General features: G+C 69.0%; 17 protein-coding genes. 10 read left to right on the top strand and 7 right to left on the bottom strand.

The genetic code is table 11. The features are described 5' to 3' along the window. Nucleotides 1-47 precede the first annotated feature (47 nt). Nucleotides 48-674, bottom strand: a complete 627-nt coding sequence (locus ABD768_RS28035) for a flavin reductase family protein (protein WP_344845600.1) — start codon at nt 672-674, stop codon at nt 48-50. 18 nt (nt 675-692) lie between these two features. Here ABD768_RS28035 and ABD768_RS28030 point away from each other — a divergent pair, with 18 nt between their 5' ends. The 3 genes from ABD768_RS28030 (at nt 693) to ABD768_RS28020 (ending at nt 3,406) form a co-directional block, all read left to right on the top strand. Beyond that, entirely contained in the window at nt 693-1,568 is an 876-nt protein-coding gene (locus ABD768_RS28030) for a phosphotransferase family protein (protein ID WP_344845598.1), read from the top strand. 65 nt (nt 1,569-1,633) lie between these two features. After that, a complete protein-coding gene (gene mgrA / locus ABD768_RS28025; RefSeq protein WP_343970058.1) occupies nt 1,634-2,668 on the top strand; it encodes an L-glyceraldehyde 3-phosphate reductase in 1,035 nt (344 codons plus the stop codon). 87 nt (nt 2,669-2,755) lie between these two features. Next, the gene (locus tag ABD768_RS28020) at nt 2,756-3,406 is read left to right on the top strand and encodes a hypothetical protein (protein WP_344845595.1); all 651 of its coding nucleotides are present in this window, start codon (nt 2,756-2,758) and stop codon (nt 3,404-3,406) included. Nucleotides 3,407-3,593: 187 nt separating this feature from the next. Here ABD768_RS28020 and ABD768_RS28015 read toward each other — a convergent pair whose 3' ends face one another. After that, nucleotides 3,594-4,577: a TAXI family TRAP transporter solute-binding subunit gene (locus ABD768_RS28015; protein WP_343970064.1), complete on the bottom strand. Its 984-nt coding sequence runs from the start codon at nt 4,575-4,577 to the stop codon at nt 3,594-3,596. After that, nucleotides 4,574-6,598, bottom strand: coding sequence for a TRAP transporter permease (locus tag ABD768_RS28010; protein WP_344845593.1), 2,025 nt, complete (start codon nt 6,596-6,598; stop codon nt 4,574-4,576). Before ABD768_RS28010 ends, ABD768_RS28015 begins: the two co-directional genes overlap by 4 nt. A 117-nt stretch (nt 6,599-6,715) precedes the next feature. Here ABD768_RS28010 and ABD768_RS28005 point away from each other — a divergent pair, with 117 nt between their 5' ends. Together ABD768_RS28005 and ABD768_RS28000 are read left to right on the top strand one after the other, a co-directional pair. After that, entirely contained in the window at nt 6,716-7,381 is a 666-nt protein-coding gene (locus ABD768_RS28005) for a response regulator transcription factor (protein WP_012918592.1), read from the top strand. A 3-nt stretch (nt 7,382-7,384) separates the two neighbouring features. After that, nucleotides 7,385-8,755, top strand: coding sequence for a sensor histidine kinase (locus tag ABD768_RS28000; RefSeq protein WP_344845591.1), 1,371 nt, complete (start codon nt 7,385-7,387; stop codon nt 8,753-8,755). 27 nt (nt 8,756-8,782) lie between these two features. On the opposite strand, the gene ABD768_RS27995 is transcribed toward ABD768_RS28000, so the two are convergent. Then, nucleotides 8,783-9,781, bottom strand: a complete 999-nt coding sequence (locus ABD768_RS27995; protein ID WP_344845588.1) for a TAXI family TRAP transporter solute-binding subunit — start codon at nt 9,779-9,781, stop codon at nt 8,783-8,785. 145 nt (nt 9,782-9,926) lie between these two features. Between ABD768_RS27995 and ABD768_RS27990 the strand changes: the two genes are divergently transcribed. Beyond that, on the top strand, nt 9,927-12,950 hold the full coding sequence (locus tag ABD768_RS27990; RefSeq protein ID WP_344845585.1) for an alpha-mannosidase: 3,024 nt from the start codon (nt 9,927-9,929) through the stop codon (nt 12,948-12,950). 123 nt (nt 12,951-13,073) lie between these two features. On the opposite strand, the gene ABD768_RS27985 is transcribed toward ABD768_RS27990, so the two are convergent. Further along, nucleotides 13,074-14,432: an FAD-binding oxidoreductase gene (locus tag ABD768_RS27985; RefSeq protein WP_344845583.1), complete on the bottom strand. Its 1,359-nt coding sequence runs from the start codon at nt 14,430-14,432 to the stop codon at nt 13,074-13,076. A gap of 156 nt (nt 14,433-14,588) precedes the next feature. On the opposite strand from ABD768_RS27985, the gene ABD768_RS27980 reads away from it, so the two are divergent. Together ABD768_RS27980 and ABD768_RS27975 are read left to right on the top strand one after the other, a co-directional pair. After that, complete coding sequence (locus ABD768_RS27980) at nt 14,589-15,524, top strand: GNAT family N-acetyltransferase (protein ID WP_344845580.1); 936 nt, start codon at nt 14,589-14,591, stop codon at nt 15,522-15,524. Nucleotides 15,525-15,604: 80 nt separating this feature from the next. Next, nucleotides 15,605-16,948 (top strand): cytochrome P450, encoded by a 1,344-nt coding sequence (locus ABD768_RS27975; protein ID WP_344845578.1) that lies wholly within the window; start codon nt 15,605-15,607, stop codon nt 16,946-16,948. Nucleotides 16,949-17,091: 143 nt separating this feature from the next. Here ABD768_RS27975 and ABD768_RS27970 read toward each other — a convergent pair whose 3' ends face one another. After that, entirely contained in the window at nt 17,092-17,595 is a 504-nt protein-coding gene (locus tag ABD768_RS27970) for a DUF5709 domain-containing protein (protein WP_343970088.1), read from the bottom strand. Between the two features lie 83 nt (nt 17,596-17,678). Between ABD768_RS27970 and ABD768_RS27965 the strand changes: the two genes are divergently transcribed. Together ABD768_RS27965 and ABD768_RS27960 are read left to right on the top strand one after the other, a co-directional pair. After that, nucleotides 17,679-18,833, top strand: coding sequence for an FUSC family protein (locus tag ABD768_RS27965; protein ID WP_344845576.1), 1,155 nt, complete (start codon nt 17,679-17,681; stop codon nt 18,831-18,833). An 84-nt stretch (nt 18,834-18,917) separates the two neighbouring features. Then, complete coding sequence (locus ABD768_RS27960; RefSeq protein WP_343970094.1) at nt 18,918-19,058, top strand: hypothetical protein; 141 nt, start codon at nt 18,918-18,920, stop codon at nt 19,056-19,058. Between the two features lie 222 nt (nt 19,059-19,280). Here the strand turns inward: ABD768_RS27960 and ABD768_RS27955 are convergent, their stop codons facing one another. Then, a complete protein-coding gene (locus ABD768_RS27955) occupies nt 19,281-19,730 on the bottom strand; it encodes an OsmC family protein (protein ID WP_343970097.1) in 450 nt (149 codons plus the stop codon).

Genomic DNA, 19,730 nt, shown 5'->3' with positions numbered 1-19,730 from the left:
TGGGTGGAGATCCAGAAAACTTTCCGGCGCCGGAATTCCCTGCGCCGTCAGGCGTCGCGCGGACCCGCGTAGTCCCCCGGCCAGTCGGAGTAGCGGATCCGGCTGATGTCCCTGATCTCGCCGAGGGTGGACCACTCGTTGCGGCCGAGCCGGGCGAGCGGCTGCAACCGGGTGATCTCCGGGTGGTTCCCGTCCATCACCGACTCGTCGATGCTGATCCGGCGGACGCGGCCGATCACCACGGTCGAGTCGCCGAGTTCGACAGTGGTGTGCAGCGTGCACTCGATCGCGACCGGCGACTCGGCCACCCGTGGTACAGCGATCGTTGTACTCGGCTCGACGTGCAGACCGACGGCCGCGAACTCGTCGATCTCGGGCGGGAAGTTCGTCGCGGTCGCGTTCACCTGCTCGAACAACGGCTCGGCGGCGAAGTTGACCACGAACTCGCGGGTCGCCTCCACGTTGTTGAGGCTGTCCTTGCGCCCGACCGAGGTGAACTGCACCATCGGCGGCCGGACGCATGAGACGGTGAAGAACGAGTGCGGCGCCAGGTTGAGCACCCCGTCGGCCGACCGGGACGACACCCAGGCGATCGGCCGCGGCACGACCACCGCGTTCAGCACGGCGTAGAAGTCCCTGCTGCTGATGATCTCCGGATCCAGGTCTCTCCGCACAGCTGCCAGTATTCCCTGATGACATCACACCCAGAACTCGAGCCGCTGGCCGCCAGGTTCGGCGTACCGGTCGACGCTGTTCGCGAAGTACCGGGTGGTGTCGCCAACCGTGCCTATCTGCTGGGCGACGAGCTCTTTCTTCGGATCCCCCGCAGCGCGGCGTTCGAGAAGGACCTGCTCAAGGAGTCCACGGTCATCCCCGCGGCGATCGCGGCCGGGGTCCGCACGCCCGCGATCGTCGAGTTCGATGCGACCCGGACGTTGATCGACAAGCCGTACATGGTGCTCGAACGGGTCTACGGCACCGACCTGGTCGACGGAGAGACTCCGCCGCAGGAGTTCTGGCGAGAGGTCGGCCACCAGGTCGCCCTGATCCATCAAGCGGAACGCCCGGTGGGGGCGCCGGAGGACGACGGTGGTGGAGATCCTCGGCCGACGGTGGACAGCCTGGCGGCGCGGGGCTACCTCGATGTCGGGATCGCCAGCTGGCTTCTCGAAACTTTCGACCACCTCGCCACGCTGATCCCGGAGCAGAAGCCTGTACTGCTGCACGGCGATCTGGCGCAGCAGAACCTGATGGCACGCGGCGGCCGGCTGGAGGCGATCATCGACTGGGGTGACGCAGCGTGGGGACCGCCGGGGATGGAGTTCGCCAAGCTCACCCTCGAGCAGGTCGCCGCCACCCTGCCCAGCTATGCAGGTGAGGCCGGTCTCGAGGCTTCGGTGTTGTGGTTTCACTTGAGTTGGGGGGTCAGCGGGCTGGCCAAGGGGCCGCAGCCGGGGCAGCGGCACTGGACTGCTCCGGCGGCCAGCCGGCTACTCGGTGTGCTGCGGTTCTACGCCTCGTCACCGCCGGACTCCTGGCGCGGGTTGATCAAGAAGACGCAGTACTGACACTCACAAGCCACGCAAAACAAGGGTTCGCGGACTTGTCACGACATGGGGCAGACTGAGGAACTGTGACTGACTACGTAGCCGCTCCGGACCGGTACGACGACCAGATGACCTATCGGCGCAGTGGCCGCAGCGGACTGCAGCTGCCGGCGATCTCGCTGGGCCTGTGGCACAACTTCGGTGGTGACAAGCCGCTCGACACCCAGCGCGACATCCTGCGCCGGGCGTTCGACCTCGGCGTCACCCACTTCGACCTGGCGAACAACTACGGCCCGCCGTACGGCTCGGCCGAGACCAACTTCGGCGGCCACTTCGCCCGCGACTTCAAGCCGTACCGCGACGAGCTGCTGATCTCCACCAAGGCGGGCTACGACATGTGGCCGGGCCCGTACGGCCAGGGCGGTGGCACCCGCAAGTACCTGCTCGCCTCGCTCGACCAGTCGCTGGACCGGATGGGCCTGGACTACGTCGACATCTTCTACTCGCACCGGTTCGACCCGGACACCCCGCTGGAGGAGACGATGGGCGCGCTCGACAGCGCCGTCCGCTCCGGCAAGGCGCTGTACGCCGGCATCTCGTCGTACTCCGCGGAGAAGACCCGCCAGGCGGCCGCGATCCTGGCCGACCTCGGTACGCCGCTGCTGATCCACCAGCCGTCCTACTCGATGCTGAACCGCTGGATCGAGGAGGACCTGCTCGACACCGTCGGTGAACTGGGTGTCGGCGTGATCGCCTTCTCGCCGCTGGCGCAGGGGATCCTCACCGACCGCTACCTGGACGGCATCCCCGAGGGCTCCCGCGCCTCCAGGGGCACCTCGCTGGGTACCGACCAGCTCACCGAGGAGACGCTCGGCCACGTCCGCGCGCTGAACGAGATCGCCAAGCAGCGTGGCCAGTCGGTGGCCCAGCTGGCGCTCGCCTGGACCCTGCGCGACGACCGGGTCACCAGCGCGCTGATCGGCGCCTCCAGCGTCGCCCAGCTGGAGAACAACCTGGCCGCGGTCGGCAACCTCAAGTTCAGCCAGGATGAGCTCGACGCGATCGACGCCGACGCCGTCGAGGCCGGCATCAACCTGTGGAAGAAGAGCTCCGAGGCCTGACCGCTCGGTTACGGACGGTGTCGGCGTGGTTGCGCCGGCACCGTCTTGGGCACACAGTGGTGAGTACCCCCCAGGAGGTGGTTCTCGATGACCGCTTCGACCCTCGAACTGGCCCTCAACTACGAGCACGAGAAGATCCGCGAGCTGGCCGCTCCGGCGCATCAGCCGGCCGCCGCGCGTCCCGACCGCCGGCACGAGACCGACTGGTTCTACGCCATCGCGGCCCAGCATCTGGCCGCCGCCGAGGACGTCCTGCTCCCGCACGTCCGCCGGCTCCCCGACGGCCGCAGCCTGGTCAGCACCTACGTCGGCAACGCCCGCCAGCTCGAGCGATCGCTGCGTTTCCTCAAGGCCCGCCAGTACGGCGACAGCCGCGTACTCCACCTGCACCCGGACGACGTCTGGCAGGTCATCGACCGGCTGCTCGACGAGCACGAGCGGCTCGAAGCGGAGTACAGCCGGATGATCGGCGAGGAGCTCGACAACCAGGGCGTGAGCGCGCTGACGGACCAGCTGCTCACCGCCGAGGAGACCGCACCGACCCGCGCCCACCCGTACACACCACACACCGGTACTGCGGGACGCCTCGCCCACCGCATGTGGCGGCTGGCGGACAACGCCTGGGACAGCGCCGAGGGGCGGGTCGTGCCGACGAAGTACCACGCCCATCCGAAACGCGACTCGGCCCTGTCCAACTACCTCCGCGGCAGCCGCATGCCCGAGGCGGACAAGGACTGAAGGCGATCGGGCCCGCCTCCGACGGATGCCTCCGGCAGGACGGGCCCGATCTGAAACCCTCCCCCACTGCGCCTGGTTGTGAGGGTGGGCCTGGTTCCCACCGCCGCTGCGCCTGGTGTGCGGCGGTGAGTCCCTGCGCCCTCCCCCGCTGCGCCTGGTGTGCGGGGGAGGACGGTCTGTGGAGTTGTTATTTCAGGGCGTCGATCGCCTTCTTCGCGCCCGGGTGCAGCTCGACCGGCGCGGTGTTCGCCGCCTGCTCGAGAGTGATGCCCTTGGCCGCCGCGTTCACCTGCACCAGCGCGTCCTTGTTCTCGAAGATCGCCCTGGTCAGCTTCTCGGCCAGCTCGTCCGACATGTTCTTGCGGACCAGCAGCACGTTCGGCACGATGATCGTCGCGACGTCGGCCGGCTGCTTGTAGGTCGCGGCCGGAATGTTGCCCTGGGCATAGATCGTTCCGTACGACTTGGTCAGCGCGGGCAGCAGATCGGTGATCGGGATCAGCTTCACGTCCTTGCCCAGGCTGGTCGTCAGGTCGGTGATGCCACCGGTCGGCAGCCCGCCGGACCAGATCAGCGCGTCGATCGAGCCGGCCTTCATCCCGTCGACCGACTCCGGCAGGCCGAGCCGCTGCGCCTTGACGTCGTGCGACACGTCCAGTCCTGCCGCCTCGAGCAGCCGGCGCGCGATCACCTCGGTGCCCGAGTTCGGCGAACCCGTCGAGACGCGCTTGCCCTTCAGGTCCGCGATCTTGTTGATCCCCGACGATGCGCGAACGGCGACCTGGGTGTAGTTCGGGTAGAGCCGGGTCAGCGCGACCACGTCCTGCGGGGTCTTGAAGCTGTGCTCGCCCTTGACCGCGTCCGCGGCGGTGTCGCCGAGCGAGAACGCGATGTCGTAGTTGCCGGCCACCAGGCCCTGCACGTTCTGCACCGAGGCGCCGGTCTCGCTGGCGGTCGCCCGGTAGCCCTCGACCTTCTCCGAGTACACCTTCGCCAGCGCGCCACCGAGTTGGTAGTACACACCGGTGGTGTTGCCGGTGGCGATGGTCAGCCGGCCACCATCGGTACCGGCCTTGCCGGCTTCCGGTTCTCGCTGCCCTCCACAGGCGGCAAGCGAAACAGCGGCGGCTAGCGCGACCACGGCGGCGGGGAGGCGTCGACGGGAGATCATGGGGCGGCTGGTCCTTTCGTTGGGCCAGTCAGGCGGCGTCGCCGGACCAGGTTGACAAGTACGGCGACAACTAACAAACCGATTCCCAGCGCAATAGTTACGGGCGCTAGGTAAAGAAGCAGCAAAGATGCCGGGATGCAGATCACGCGCTCGGCCCAGCCTGTCGCCACCGCGATCCAGCCGCCGGTCACGACGGCCAGCGCGGCGACGGCGAGCATAGAGACCGCGAGGGTCCACGCCATGCCGATCAGGCTGCCCTGTCCCAACAGGCGGGCACCGTTGTCGGTCAGTACGAACGCGAACGGCACCAGGAACGCGGGCAGCGTGTACTTCCACGCCTGCCACATCGTCGGCATCACCTTGCCGCCGGTGATCGCGGACGTCGCCACCGCGGCCAGCGCCGTCGGCGGAGACACCTCGGACAGTACGGCGTAGTAGAAGATGAACATGTACGCCTCGGGCTGGGTGACACCCAACTGCACCAGGGCCGGCGCGATGATCACGGCCGCGATGATGAACGACGCCGTCACCGGAACGGCGAGCCCGAGGATCAGTACCGCGAACGCCGACAGCACCACGGTCAGGATCAGCACCACGGTCTGGTTGTCGGTCAGCCCCTTGGCCGCGTCGACGATGATCGCCGCCAGGTTGAGCCCGAGCCCGGTCTGCGTCGTCACCGCGACGATCACGCCGGCCGTCGCGCAGGTGGCCACCACCGGCAGTACCGAACGGGTGCCCTGGGCAAGCGCTTTGAACAGCGGCACCCCGGTCAACCGGTGCTCGCGATCCAGGAACGACAGCGCGAACTGGATGATCACCGCGTAGACGACGGCCTTGAACGGCGGCACGTCCACCGCCATGAAGGCGATGATCACGAACAGCGACAGGAAGTGGTAGCTGAAGCGCTTGAGCAGCTTCCACGCCGACTGCGTGGAGGCCTCGCCCTCGGTCGTCCCGTGCCGGCGCGCGTCCATCTCGATCGCGAGCAGGATGCCCAGGTAGTACAGGATCGTCGGGATCACCGCGTAGCCGAGGACGGTCAGGTACGACACCTGCAGGAACTCGGCGATGATGAAGGCAGCGGCACCCAGCGTCGGTGGCGACAGGATCGCGCCGATGCCGGCAGCGGCCAGCATCCCGCCGGCGGGCTCGGGCGGGTAGCCCGCGCGGCGCAGGATCGGCCAGGACACTGTGCCTAGCGAGACGGCTGTCGCAGTACCGGAACCAGAGACGCTGCCGAGCAGGAAGCCGGCCAGCGTGACGGTCCGGCCGGGTGCTGTGCGGCTGCGCTTGAACGCGGCGAAGGACAGGTCGATGAAGAACTTGCCGGCGCCGGAGTAGTCCAGCACAGCGCCGTAGATGGTGAAGAGCACGATGTAGCTGGCCGCGACGCCCAGTGGTGTTCCGTAGAAGCCGGCCGTGCCCATCGTGAACTGCGCGATGATCGCGGAGAAGTTGAAGCCCTGGTGCGCCAGCGACCAGGTGTAAGGCAGGTATCCGCCGTAGTACGCGTAGGCGATGAACACCAGGCTGACGAGCGGCAGGACCCAGCCGGTCGTACGCCGGCAGGCCTCGAGCAGCAGGACGAGCAGCACCGCCCCGGTCAGCACGTCCAGTGTCGTCGGTGTCTGGCGGCGTTCGAGGAAGCCGTCGAAGTCGAGCAGGGGATAGAGACAGACGACCAGCGCGACGGCCGCCAGGACCCAGTCCGTGATGCCCGGGTTGTCGGTCGCGCGGGCCTTGAACGGGTTGAGCAACGGCGGCACGTGCCAGCCCCGGTAGCACAACAAAGTGATCGGGAGGACGGCTGCGAGAAAGATCACTAGATAGAACTGGGTTCCGGCCGGAAGCGGGAAGAACACCTGGACCAGAACGCCGATGCTGATCACCGCGCACCAGACCGAGATCACCCGGTCGAGGGCAGGATGCAACCGCCGAGCAGGCTTTTCCTGCTCATACTCGGCGAGTTCGGACTCGGAGAGCGTGGCGCTGCCACCCCCCGATGTTGCACTCACAGTCATCGACTGGTTCCCTCCTGTGGTCGAAGGCTAGTGTCGCCGACCACGCCACGGAGTCGCATGATTACGTCTTTACCAAGATCTGACACATAACCCCGTTCCCTGCCCTACGATCACGGCATGAGCGGCGCCGTCAGGATTTTGTTGGTCGAGGACGATCTAGATATTGCGAACGCTCTGATACCTGCGTTGCGCCGGTACGGGTTGATGGTGACGCACGTCCGGACGGCCGCGGACGCGCTCGCGGCCGACCCTGGTGACCTCGTGCTGCTGGACCTCGGGCTGCCCGACGGCGACGGCATCAACGTGTGCCGGCAGATCCGCACGGTGTCGGACGTTCCGGTGATCGCGGTGACCGCCAGAGGTGAGGCGGCCGACCGCGTCCGCGGGTTGCGCAGCGGCGCCGACGACTACGTGGTCAAGCCGTTCGCGATCTCCGAGCTGCTGGCCCGGATCGATGCCGTACTACGCCGTACCGGCCTACTGCAGCCCCGCCCCCGGGTGACTGTCGGAGACCTGACCGTGGACATCGAGGCACGCACGGTCCAGGTCGCCGACAAACCCATCAGCCTGACCCGCAAGGAGTTCGACGTGCTAGCTGTGCTGGCCGCCCATCACGGCCGGGTGGTGCCGCGCGAGCAAGTCGCGCTGTACGCCTGGCAGTCGGTCTTCGAGGCCTCCTCGCGGACCATGGACGTGCACGTGGCCAGCCTGCGGGCCAAGCTCGGCCGGCCAGAGCTGGTGCAGACCATTCGCGGCGTCGGCTACCGCCTCGGCTCGGACTGACCGTTGCGCCGTCGCCTGCTGCAGTCCCTCGTCCCGATGGTGATCGTGCTCGCCATCGTCGCTGCCGTCCCGCTGGCCAACTTCATCGCGACCGGTGCGTCGCGCACGCTGTTCCTGTCCCGCAGCAACGACGCGGACTGGTTCGCCACCATGGCGGAGGGACCGCTGCAGTCCGGCGACATCGCCAGCCTGCGTGAGCTCGCCGTCCGCTACCACCAGCTCTACAACACGCCCGTCTTCGTCGTCGACGTCGACAGCCGGGTGATCGCGACCTCGCGCTCCGGCGTGAACATCGCCGAGCCGGACCTGGCGACCGCGCTGTCCAGCACGCTGGCCGGGCGGCTGCCGGCCGAGCCGCCGGCCATGTGGCCGTGGAAGTCCGGCGAGATGGTCGTGGCCAGACCCGTGGTCAACAACGGCCGGGTGCTCGGCGCCGCCGTCCTCCGAGTGCCGACCGAGCGTGCCCGTGACCAGGTGCAGAACGGCCTGCTGCTCCTGCTCGCCGGCCTGATCGTCGCCATCGTCGCCGTCGTCATCGGCATCGTCCGGCCGGTCAGCCGCTGGGTGCTGCGGCCGATCAACGACCTCGACAACGCGACCCACCAGGTCACCCGCGGCGCGCTCGACACCCGGGTCTCCACCGACGGCCGCGCGCCCGAACTGCGAAGACTCGGCGACAGCTTCAACTCGATGGCGCTCAGCCTGCACCAGGCCCGCCAGCGCGAGCGTGAGTTCGTCGCCGACGCCTCGCACCAGCTCCGGACGCCGCTGACGTCGGCCCGGATCCACATCGAGGGCCTGTCCCGGCTGTCGCCCACCGCGCGGTTCGCGCTCAGCGACATCGACCGGCTCGGCCGGATCGTGCAGCGGCTGTCCCGGCTGGCCGGCTCCGACCGCCCGGGCGATGCCGAGGGCAACGAAGAGCCGCTGGACCTGGCCCAGGCGATCAAGGAACGGCTGGTCGGCTGGAAGGCCGTCTACGCCGCCGACGACCTCGAACTCATCATCGGCGAGATGGTCCCCGGCGGTGTCGCCTCCGAGCTCGAGGTGGACGACATCCTCGACGTACTGCTCGACAACGCGTCGAAGTACGGCGCACCCCCGGTCGAGGTCTCGGTACTGCGCGACGGCACCGAGGTGGTCCTCTCGGTCCGCGACCACGGCCTGGGCCTCGGCTCCCGCGACCTCAAGAAGGTCGGCGAGCGCTTCTGGCGCAGCGCCCACCACCGCGAGATGCCAGGTACCGGCCTGGGCCTGGCCATCGTCCGCTCCGAGGCAGCCCGGGTGGGCGGCCGCGTGGTGGCCCGCCCGCCGATCGGTGGCGGCCTGGTCATCGAGGTCCGCGTCCCCCTGATCGACGACTACGACCTCTGAGTGCCGCGCCCGGGACGGGCGTAGTACTCAGATGTGGTTGGTGCGGTACCAGCGCTCAGCGGCCGGGTGGAGCGGGATCGGCATGGTGGCGATCGCGGAGCGGGCGTCCAGGGAGCCGGCTTCCTTGTGGTACGTGATCAGGTCGGCCTGGCGGCGGAACAGGGTGTTGAGGGTCCACCAGGCCCAGGAGTCGGACAGTCCCCGGCGGGCCAGCAGGTAGTTCGGGATGGCCAGGGTCGGGACCGAGCTGGCCAGCTTGTAGACCGACGGCGGGATCGAGGACAGCACGTAACCGCCGAAGCGGCGCAGCGCGATCGTCTCGGCGACGTCGCCGATGTCGACCAGCCGGAAGCCGATCGTGTCCTGCAGCGCCCCGATCGGAGTGGTCGGCAGACCACCGCTCCAGATCAGCGCGTCGATACCGCCCTTGGCCTTGGAGTTCTCGGCCTTGGCGGCCAGCGCCTTCACCGCGCTCTCCAGGTCGAGGTTGACCTTCGTCACGTTCCGGACCTTGGCGGTGTCCAGGATCCGGTCGGCGACGACCTTGGTCCCCGACAGCTTCGGCCCGACGCTGACGGTCTTGCCGGCCAGGTCCTTGATCTTGAAGACATCGGACGCGGTCGGCACCACCACGTGGACGTAGTTGTCGTAGGTCCGGGCCAGCGCGGTGAACCGGAGCTTGCCGGTCCTGAACTGCTCGACCCCCTCGAATGCGTCCAGGGCCGAGTCGGACAGGCTGAAGGCGAGGTCGGCGGTGCCGTTGTCCAGCATCCGCAGGTTCTGCACCGAGCCCTGGGTGGTGATCGTCTCCATCGTGACGCCGGTCACCTCGGTGACCAGCTTCGCCAGGCCCGCGCCGTAGATGGAGTACACGCCGCCGACGTTGCCGGTGGCGAGCTTGGCCGGGCCGCCGGGGGCCGGCTCCTTCGACCGTCCGCGAGAGCACCCGGGCACCACCAGAGCGGCCGCTGCGGCGGCTCCGAATCCGAGCACATTGCGGCGATTCAGGAGATGGGCGCGATCCATAAGGGACAACCTATTGGGCAAGTGGTCTTCAGGCTACTTACCGTGCTCGAACCAACAGGTCTGGACGGGCCCCCTCCGGATGTGACAGCGTTGTCATCGCACCGGCCGCGAGGGCCGCGCCAGACCGTCATCGGAGGATGATTTCGTGCACGACGACCGTCAACTCATCGAGGAGCGGCTCCAGCGCGCCCTGCGGGAGCGGATCCGCCCCGCGATCTACGGCGCGGCCGTCCCGCTGGACATCAAGGTGTGGCACGCGCCTGGTGAGCCGGTGTCACCCGCCGAAGCGCTCGCGGCCAGTTACGAGCCGGCCGAGATCGGCCTGCCCTGGGGTGCCCCGTGGGGGACCGCGTGGTTCAACTTCAGCGGCCAGGTCCCGGCCGAGTGGGCCGGGCAGGAGATCGAGGCCGTCATCGACCTCGGCTTCAGCGGCGGCCCGGGCTTCTCCGCGGAGGGCCTGGTGCACACCACCAAGGGCGTCCCGCTGAAGGGCCTGCACCCGCGCCAGACGTATGCGCCGCTGTCCATCCTCGGCCCAGACGGTACGGCGGCCTCGCCCGGCGACCAGATCGAGTTCTACGTCGAGGCGGCCGCGAACCCGGAGGTGCTCGGCCACAACGCCTTCGCCCCGTTGGCCGAGGACCTCGGCGCCAAGCCCGAGCCGGGCGGCAAGCCGATCTACCAGCTCACCCGCGCCGACCTGGCCGTCTTCAACGCCGAGGTCTGGGACCTGATCCTCGACCTCGAGGCGCTGAACGGCCTGCAGAAGGAGCTCCCCCAGCAGGAGCCGCGCAGCCGCGAGATCCTGCGCGCCCTGAGCCGCGCCCTCGACGTACTCGACTACGAGGACGTCCCCGGTACTGCGACAGCCGCGCGCGCCGAGCTGACCGAGGTACTGAGCCGTCCTGCGCACGCCAGTGCGCACCAGCTCTCCGCTGTCGGCCACGCGCACATCGACTCGGCCTGGCTCTGGCCACTGCGCGAGACCCGCCGCAAGGTGGCCCGTACGGTCTCCAACGTCGCCACGCTGGCCCAGGAGTACCCGGAGCTCGTCTTCGCGTTCTCGCAGGCGCAGCAGCACGCCTGGGTGAAGGACAACTACCCCGAGGTCTGGGAGCGGCTGAAGAAGGCCGTCGCCGACGGCACCATCGTCCCGGTGGGCGGCATGTGGGTCGAGTCCGACACCAACCTGCCCGGCGGCGAGGCGCTGGCCCGGCAGTTCGTGCACGGCAAGCGGTTCTTCCTGGACGAGTACGGGATCGACACCCAGGAGGTCTGGCTGCCGGACTCGTTCGGCTACACCGCGGCGCTGCCGCAGCTGGTGAAGCTGTCCGGCTCGAAGTGGTTCCTGACCCAGAAGATCTCCTGGAACCAGAAGAACAAGTTCCCGCACCACACCTTCAACTGGGAGGGTCTCGACGGGACCCAGGTGTTCACCCACTTCCCGCCGATCGACACCTACAACTCCGACCTGTCCGGCCGCGAGCTGGCACACGCGCAGCGCAACTTCGCCGAGAACGGCGCTGCCACCCGTTCGCTGGTCCCGTTCGGCTACGGCGACGGCGGTGGCGGCCCCACCCGTGAGTTCGTCGCGACGGCCCGCCGGGTGGCCAACCTGGAGTCCTCGCCGCGGGTGACGATCGAGTCCCCGACCGAGTTCTTCAGCGCGGCCCAGGAGGAGTACCCGAACCCACCGGTGTGGTCGGGCGAGCTCTACCTGGAGATCCATCGGGCGACGTACACCTCGCAGGCCAAGACCAAGCAGGGCAACCGTCGCAGCGAGCACCTGCTGCGCGAGGCCGAGCTGTGGTCCACTGCGGCAGTGGTGGCCGGCAAGCTCGACGCCTACCCGTACGAGGAGCTCGACCGGATCTGGAAGGCCGTCCTGCTCAACCAGTTCCACGACATCCTGCCGGGCAGCTCGATCGCCTGGGTGCACCGCGAGGCCGAGGCGACCTACGCCAAGCTGGCCGAGGAGCTCGAGGCGATCATCGCGACCGCGCAGCAGGCCCTGGCCGGCACCGGCGACGCGCAGATCGTCTTCAACGGCGCCCCGCACAGCCGCAGTGGCGTCGCCGGTCTCGGCGCGGGGATCGCGGTCGGCGAAGGTGCCGCGGCGACGATCGAGGGCGGCGTCCTCGACAACGGCGTGATCCGGGTGACGATCGACGAGCGCGGCCTGATCACCAGCCTGTACGACCTCGAGGCCGGTCGCGAGGTGATCGCCGCGGGCAGTACCGCGAACCTCCTGCAGCTGCACGTGGACACCCCGAACCAGTGGGACGCCTGGGACGTCGACTCGTTCTACAAGAACAACGTCCGCGACATCACCGAGGTCGACAGCGTCGACTTCTCCGATGCCGACGGCGTCGCCACCGTCGTCGTGAAGCGGTCCTTCAACCGGTCCACGGTCACTCAGACGCTGCGGCTGCGGCCGGGCGCCAAGCGGGTCGACATCGAGACCGCGATGGACTGGCACGAGTCGGAGAAGTTCCTCAAGGCGGCGTACCCGGTCGACGTGCACGCCGACCGCTCCGCCTCGGAGACCCAGTTCGGGCACATCTTCCGGCCGACCCACCAGAACACCTCGTGGGACGCGGCCAAGTTCGAGATCGCGGCGCACCGCTGGGTGCACGTCGGCGAGCCCGGCTACGGCGTCGCCGTGGTCAACGACTCGACGTACGGGCACGACGTCAACCGGACCTCGCGGGAGGACGGTGGCACCACGACCACCATCCGCACCTCGCTGATCCGGGCGCCGCGCTTCCCCGACCCGCAGACCGACCAGGGCCTGCACGTGGTCAACCACGCGCTCGTCGTCGGCGCCGGCATCCCCGACGCGATCAACGAGGGCTACCGGATCAACCTGCCCGAGCGGGTCGTCACCGGCGCCGAGGGCGTCGACCCGATCGTTGCCCTGGACAACGACAACGTGATCGTCGAGGCGGTCAAGCTGGCCGACGACCAGTCCGGCGACGTGGTCGTCCGGCTCTACGAGTCGAGCGGCGGCCGGTCCCGGGCGACGCTGACCACCGGCTTCGCAGCCGCGTCGGTGACCGAGGTCGACCTGCTCGAGCGCCACCTGGCCGACCACGAGCTCTCGGACAACGCGGTCGCCTTCGAGCTCCGCCCGTTCCAGATCCTCACCCTGCGCTTCACCCCCAGCTAGCCCGCCAACCAGCCAGCCGGGCCAGCCGGGCCAGCCGGGCGGCCGGCCACATCTCAGGGGTTAACCCCTGAGATGGCAGGTTGCCCCCTCAGATTCTGAGGGGGCAACCCCGCGTTTGAGGGGTTAACCCCTCAGATGCGGCTCCTCCTCCGCCTCCGGCAGGCCGATCGCGGTGAAGACGTTTGCGGGGTCGTACTTCGCTTTGGCCGCGCGCAATCTGGTGGCGTTGGCGCCGTAGGCCTCGTCGAGTTGTTCGCGTTCGTCCGGCCCCAACAGGTTCGGATAGCCACCTGGCAACGCGAAGGGCGCGAGCGCGTCGCTGAACTCTCGCGCCCAGCGCTGATGCGCCGGCCCGTCCTGGTCCGGGTCCCACATCGGGACGATCTCCACCACGAAGTGCGGCTGCCGAAGCCCGAAGGCGGTCGCCTCCAGCGGCACCCGGGTCGAGGCGCCATGGCAGTGGTGGGTGGAGATCAGGCACTTCTTGCCCGGCATCGACTCGACGGCCCGCACCACGGCCTCGACCGCGTCGTCGTCGATCGCCGCCAGCGAACGGGTCTGGATCACCACGTGCAGTCCGTTCTCGATGAACGGCTCGTAGAGGTCGAGGATGCCCTGGTACGGCATCGGGCCGACCTGCGACATGAGCGGCGTACCGAGTTGTTCGAGTTGGGCGATGACCTTCTCGCCGGCGGCCGGGTCACCACTCCAGGTCGGCGCGATCATCAGCACCGGTTCATCGGCGGGGCCGGTGACGACGCTGAACTGGGCGGTCAGTTCGTCGGGGGCGTCGGTGATCTGGTTGCCGAAGGCACGGAGTACGGCGGCTGCCTCGGTCCAGGAGAACATGATGAAACCGGCCAGCACGGTCGGGATCGGATGCAGCCGGACGCGGAGCTCGGTGACCACGCCGAAGTTCCCGCCGCCACCGCGCAGCGCCCAGAACAGCTCGGGATCGTCGTCGGTGTCCACCACCCTGCCGTCCGCGAGAACGACCTCGGCCCCGAGCAGGTTGTCGAGCGCCAGCCCGGCCACGCCGTTGATCGGCCCATAGCCGCCGCCCAAGGTGAGCCCGGCCAGCCCCACGCCGCCGTACGTTCCCGTCGCCGCCGACAACTCGTGCGGCTGCGTCGCGGCGATCAGGTCGGAGATCAACGCACCACCGCCGACAGTGGCGGCCCGCGCCTCCGCATCGACGCTCACCTGCCGCATCCCGGTCAGGTCGATCACCACTCCGTCGTGGGCCAGCGAACGGCCGGCCCAGTCATGCCCACCACCCCGAACCGACAACGGCAGCCCGAACTCGCCGGCGATGTGCACTACGGCCTGTACGTCCGCAGTCGACTCACAATGGACCACCACCGCCGGCCGGTTCTCGACGGCGCCGTTCCAGATGGCTACTACTTCCTCGTATCCGGCCATCCCGGGGAGCAGCAACTGCTCAACCCTCAGCCGCTCGGTCAGAGCCTCGGTCGCGTTCATCTCACTGCCTCTCCCCAGGTCGGCTGTTCATCGAAAGGCTAAGCCGGACAGACCGCCGCGCCGGCCTGATACCAACGGCCCTGCCCGCGGCTTCGCCCGATCGGGCAATCCCCATTCCGGAAGCGATGTGTCCGGGTTGGGTCCTAGCATCTGGCTATGGATCAGGAGTTCAGCGGCGAGGTGTTCGAGTGGCGGGGCCCGGCGCCCTACTACTTCGTCCGCGTGCCGCCGGAGGAAGGCGCCGCGCTGCGGGACGCGGGGTTGGCGGCCAGCTACGGCTGGGGGATGCTCCCGATTCGCGCGCGGATCGGAAGTACCGAATGGAAGACGTCGTTGTGGCCGAAGGACGGCGGCTACCTGCTCCCGCTGAAGGACGCCGTACGAAAGCCCGCCGGACTGGATGCCGGCGACCCGGTCGACGTCCGACTCACCTTCGACTCAGCACCTCGCCAACGGAAGCCGGCGACCAAGCGAGTCCCCGTCCCCCGCCCTGTCGGCTCCCGAGAACCGGTCACCGACGACCAACTGACCATCGTCCCCGCCAACCAGGCGCCATGGTCCGACCTCCAGGCGATCTTCGCCACCGGCGACCCCGCCCGCTGCTCCTGCCAGCGATTCCGCATGCTCCCCAAGGAATCCTGGGCCTCCGAAGGCGCCGAAGAACTGGCCGCCCGCCTCCAAGACCAAACCGCCTGCGGAAACCCCAAGGCAAAAACAACGAGCGGCCTGGTCGCCTACCTCGACGACGAGCCCGTCGGCTGGTGTGCCGTCGCCCCACGAGCCGACCACCCCAGACTCCTGCGCGACTACCGCGTTCCTTGGCAAGGCCGGACCGAGGACAAGACCGATCCCACCGTCTGGGCGGTGACCTGTTTCGTCACCCGCGCCGGGTTCCGGCGTCGGGGAATCAGCCACGCGCTGGCCCGCGCCACCGTCGACTTCGCCCGCACCCGCGGCGCCCTCGCCATCGAGGCCTACCCGGATCTGGTGGACGGCGGGTCCGTCGGCACCCCGGCCACCTTCGCCGGTGCCGGTTTCACCGCGGTGAGCCATCCCGGGAGCCGTCGCATTGTCATGCGCCTGGACTTGTGAGCATCCACCCCTTCACGGCCATGCGGCGTTCACCGGGGGGACGTAGCTTGGTGGGGACGGACAGCTTCCAGGAGGTGGCAATGACCCCGCCGACGCCTTTGCTCGGGGGCCGCACGCTCGATCGGGCGACGGCCAGAACGTTGCCGCCGGGGTCGCGGTTGCCGACCATCGCGCAGACGTTCCTGTTCGCGCGTCACCGCAAGACCTTCTTCCCGCGGCTGCGGGCGCAGTACGGCGATGTGTTCACGATCCGGCTGGTGCCGTCGAGCCGGGTGGTCGTGGTGGTCAGCCGGCCGGAGCACATCCGCGAGGTGTTCAGCACGCCGCCATCGATCGTGCACGCGGGCGAGGGCAACACGGCGCTCGAGCCGATCATGGGTCCGCACTCGCTGCTGCTGGTCGACGATGACGACCACATCCGGATGCGACGTCAGCTGATGCCGGCCTTCAACGGTCATGCGCTGCGCGGGTACTCCGAGATGATCGCCCGGCTCGCTCAGAAGGAGGTCGAGGCGTGGCCGATCGGTACGCCGTTCCGGGTGCATGAGCGGATGCGCGATCTCACCCTCGAGGTGATCCTGCAGGTGGTGTTCGGGGTGACGGACTCGGATCGGCTGGCGCGGTTGCGGCCGCTGGTCGAGAAGGTTGTCTCGGTCGACCCGGTGATCATGCTCGGCGCCTTCTACCCGGTGCTGCTGAAGTTCCCGCCGTGGCGCTCCTTCCTTCGGGCGCAGCAGCAGGTCGACGAGATCCTGTACGACGAGATCGCCCGCCGCCGGGTCGATCCGGAGCTTGCCGAGCGCAACGACGTACTGTCGAAACTGCTTGCCGCAGGCACCTGGTCGGACGCCGAACTCCGCGATCAGCTGGTCACCCTGCTACTGGCCGGGCACGAAACGACTGCGACCTCACTGGCCTGGGCATTCCACGAACTGGCCCGGATGCCCGACGAGCTGCGAGCCGGCCAACAAGCAGCCGACGAGTCCAACGACGACTACCTGGAAGCCATGGGCAAGGAATCCCTCCGCCTGCACCCCGTCGTCTACCAAGTCGGCCGCCGCCTCACCGAGCCCATCGACCTAGCCGGCTACCGCCTCCCCCGCGGCACCACGGTGATGCCCGCCATCGGCCTGGTCCAAGGCGACGAGGAACACTTCCCAGACGTCAAGACCTTCCGCCCCGCCCGCTTCCTCTCCGACACCCCACCGGCCCCCGGCACCTGGATCCCCTTCGGCGGCGGCACCCGCCGCTGCATCGGCGCCGGCTTCTCCCTACTCGAGTCAACCGAGATCCTCCGAGCAGCCCTGACCCGCTACAACCTGACGGCTCCCACCACCCCGGAGAAGTCCACCCCCCGCAACGTAACCCTCGTCCCCTCCAAAGGCGCCACAATCACCGCCACCCCTCGTCGCCGCCCCATCTGAGGGGTTAACCCCCGAGTTGGTGGGTTGCCTAGCGAGATTCCGGCTAGGCAACCCACCAACTGAGGGGTTAACCCCTCAGATGGGGTGGGCTGGCGAGGTCGGTGGGAGGGGGCTGTGGGGGGTAGGGGGCGGGGGGCGGGGGGTCAGTCTTCGGGGTCGCCGATGTCGCCGAGGTCTACGTCTCGGACGTCCTCCAGGTCGGTTTCGTCTTCGTCGTCCAGTTCGAAGGGCTCGTCGTCGTTGACCACGTGGACGGCCGCTTCCTCGGCGCTGGCGGCGGCGCCGTCGAAGCCGACGTCCTCGGCCACCAGGTCCTTCTCGTCGTCGAAGTGGGCGCCCTCGTCCGGCGCGACCAGCCGGCCGGAGCGGACCTGGCCGACCTCGGGCCCGCCGACGTTCTCGCCGTCCTCGGCGTACGGGTCGATGTCGGGCTCCTCCTGCGCGATCCGCTGATCCAGCGTCTCGCCTTCCAGCGCCTCCTCGGCGGTGGTGCCGAAGCCTTCGCCCGCGGACCACTTCTCCGGCGGCGAGTAGCCCTCGTCGAGCAGGTCGTCCACGCCGCGGTCATTCAGCGTGTCCGAGGCCTGCAACTGGTCCTCGTCGTCGACGCTGTAGCTGCCGTAGTCCTCACGGTTGTTGTCGCTCATGGCACCACCCTCGCTGTCCGGGCGACCGGAATCAAGCGGCGCCACTGCACCTGTCCGGCCCACCCATCCCCGATGATGGGGTGATGGACCCGGTGCGGCTGACCCTGGAGCAGTTGCGCGAACTCCGCGACGACATCGCTCCCCGCGCCGCCCTGCGCTCCAAGGCCTCCGTCCGCCGCCGTCTCGAGCGCTGGCGCGACCGCGCCTTCTTCATCGCCCAGTGCGCCCTGGCCGCCTCCACCGCCTGGGCGATCGCCCGCTACGCCCTGGGCCACAAGCAACCGTTCTTCGCCCCGGTCGCCGCGATGGTCTGCCTCGGCTTCAGCTTCGGCCAGCGCCTGCGCCGGGTCGCCGAGGTGATGGTCGGCGTGGCCGTCGGGGTCGGCGTCGGCGACCTGTTCGTCCGGGCCTTCGGTACCGGCGTCTTCCAGCTCGCCGTCGTGATCGCGCTCGCGATGAGCATCGCCGTCCTGCTCGGCGCCGGCACTCTGATGACCACCCAGGCCGGCGTCCAGGCCGCGATCGTGACCACCCTGCTGCCCACCGACGGCGCCGCCTTCAACCGCTGGCTGGACGCGGCCCTCGGCGGCGTGGTCGCGTTGGCGGCGGCAACCATCGCCCCCGCCACCGCGATTCGTCGCCCCCGGCAACAAGCCACGAGCGTCCTGAACGAGCTCTCGGCCATCCTGATCGAGACCGCCGACGGCCTGCGCCTCGACGACCACGAGGCCGTCACGGACGCCCTCCGCCGCGCCCGCGAGAGCGAGCGCCTGCTCGACAACCTGCGCAGTGCTGCCGCCGAGGGCGTCGCCGTCGTCCGGCTGTCCCCCTTCCGCCGCCGCCATCGCGGCCGCGTCCAGGAGATCGCCGACCTGGTCATCCCGCTCGACCGCGCGATCCGCAACATCAGAGTCCTGGTACGCCGGGTAGCAGTCTCCGTCTGGCGCGACGAGCGCATGCCCGACGAGTACCCGATGCTGCTCGACCGCCTCGCCGACGGCACCCGCCTGATCGCCGAGTCCCTCTTCGAGCCGGCCGCCGACGTCGCCGCCCACCGCGTCCTGGGCGAGCTCGGCCGCCGTACCGCCGTACTCCCCACCCCACCCGGCCTGTCCGCCGTCGTCGTCCTCGGCCAGATGCGCTCGGTCATCGTCGACCTGCTCGAGCTGACCGGCACGTCGTACGACGAGGCCCGCGAAATGGTCCCACTCCGCCCGGACGGCCTGGACGAGAAGTAGCGGTCAAACGCCGTGTGGCGCCGATCACACAAAATGTTCTGAGAAATCCCCGTCATACCCGGCCCCGGCGTGCGTCTCACAGGCATGACGATCCACCGACTGATGACAGTCATCGCCAGCGAGCAGGTTCACCTGCGCCGCGATGACGCGAGTGACAAGACGGCCCCCGCGGTCGCCTCAGTGGTGCCCCCGGACGACCGGAGCGACGCTGCCGCCAAGCAGTAGGGCGCGAACCGGACGGACGGACAGGCAGCGCACCCGGACGATCTTCCCCACCGAGGTAGATCGCACGGAAGTCGCATGACGCACGAGGCGCCCTTATGCGAGCGCGCCGCCTGCTCCGTCACCCAGTGCCCCGCCACAGCGGGGTACGACCGAGAACCACCCGCTGGCTGTCCTGACGCCGATTGCGCGAGGCTCAGGCCGGCCCGGGTGGTTCTTACTTTTCTAGACCTTCTCGACGACGACCTCGGTGGTGACGGAGTTGGCGATGAAGCACTCCTGATGTGACAGGTGGTGCAGCCGGTCCATCGCCGCCTCGTCCGGCGTCTCACCCGCGAAGGTGATCACCGGATGCAGCGTCACCCGAGTCACGGCCATCCGCCCGGCCTCGTTCTTGGCCATCACGCCGACCGCGTGATCGACGTACGAGTCGACCACCAGCCGCTTCTTCGCCGCGATCGCGAGGAAGGTGAGCATGTGGCAGGACGACAGCGCCGCCACGAACGCCTCCTCCGGATCCACCGTCCCGGAGTCCGTGCCCAGGTACGCCGGATTGGCCGACCCGGGCACGGTCACTCCACCGTCGAAGCGCCACTCGTGGTCCCGGCTGTAGCTCTGGTAGGTGAACTCGTGCTCACCGCGACTCCAGCTGACATCGACCACGTGCTCCGACAT

It is taken from the genome of Kribbella ginsengisoli, from assembly GCF_039537185.1.
Lineage (GTDB): Bacteria > Actinomycetota > Actinomycetes > Propionibacteriales > Kribbellaceae > Kribbella > Kribbella koreensis.
The sequence above is the reverse complement of the archived record's forward strand: the minus strand, read 5'-3'. Positions and strand labels throughout refer to the sequence as shown.

Coding starts and splice junctions, on each gene's coding strand:
- ABD768_RS27970 (WP_343970088.1), bottom strand. CDS start 17,595: ATGAGCGACAACAACCGTGAGGACTACGGCAGCTACAGCGTCGACGAC.
- ABD768_RS27995 (WP_344845588.1), bottom strand. CDS start 9,781: ATGGATCGCGCCCATCTCCTGAATCGCCGCAATGTGCTCGGATTCGGA.
- ABD768_RS27955 (WP_343970097.1), bottom strand. CDS start 19,730: ATGTCGGAGCACGTGGTCGATGTCAGCTGGAGTCGCGGTGAGCACGAG.
- ABD768_RS28010 (WP_344845593.1), bottom strand. CDS start 6,598: ATGACTGTGAGTGCAACATCGGGGGGTGGCAGCGCCACGCTCTCCGAG.
- ABD768_RS28020 (WP_344845595.1), top strand. CDS start 2,756: ATGACCGCTTCGACCCTCGAACTGGCCCTCAACTACGAGCACGAGAAG.
- ABD768_RS28030 (WP_344845598.1), top strand. CDS start 693: ATGACATCACACCCAGAACTCGAGCCGCTGGCCGCCAGGTTCGGCGTA.
- ABD768_RS28015 (WP_343970064.1), bottom strand. CDS start 4,577: ATGATCTCCCGTCGACGCCTCCCCGCCGCCGTGGTCGCGCTAGCCGCC.
- ABD768_RS27965 (WP_344845576.1), top strand. CDS start 17,679: ATGGACCCGGTGCGGCTGACCCTGGAGCAGTTGCGCGAACTCCGCGAC.
- ABD768_RS27980 (WP_344845580.1), top strand. CDS start 14,589: ATGGATCAGGAGTTCAGCGGCGAGGTGTTCGAGTGGCGGGGCCCGGCG.
- ABD768_RS27975 (WP_344845578.1), top strand. CDS start 15,605: ATGACCCCGCCGACGCCTTTGCTCGGGGGCCGCACGCTCGATCGGGCG.
- ABD768_RS27985 (WP_344845583.1), bottom strand. CDS start 14,432: ATGAACGCGACCGAGGCTCTGACCGAGCGGCTGAGGGTTGAGCAGTTG.
- ABD768_RS28005 (WP_012918592.1), top strand. CDS start 6,716: ATGAGCGGCGCCGTCAGGATTTTGTTGGTCGAGGACGATCTAGATATT.
- ABD768_RS27960 (WP_343970094.1), top strand. CDS start 18,918: ATGACGATCCACCGACTGATGACAGTCATCGCCAGCGAGCAGGTTCAC.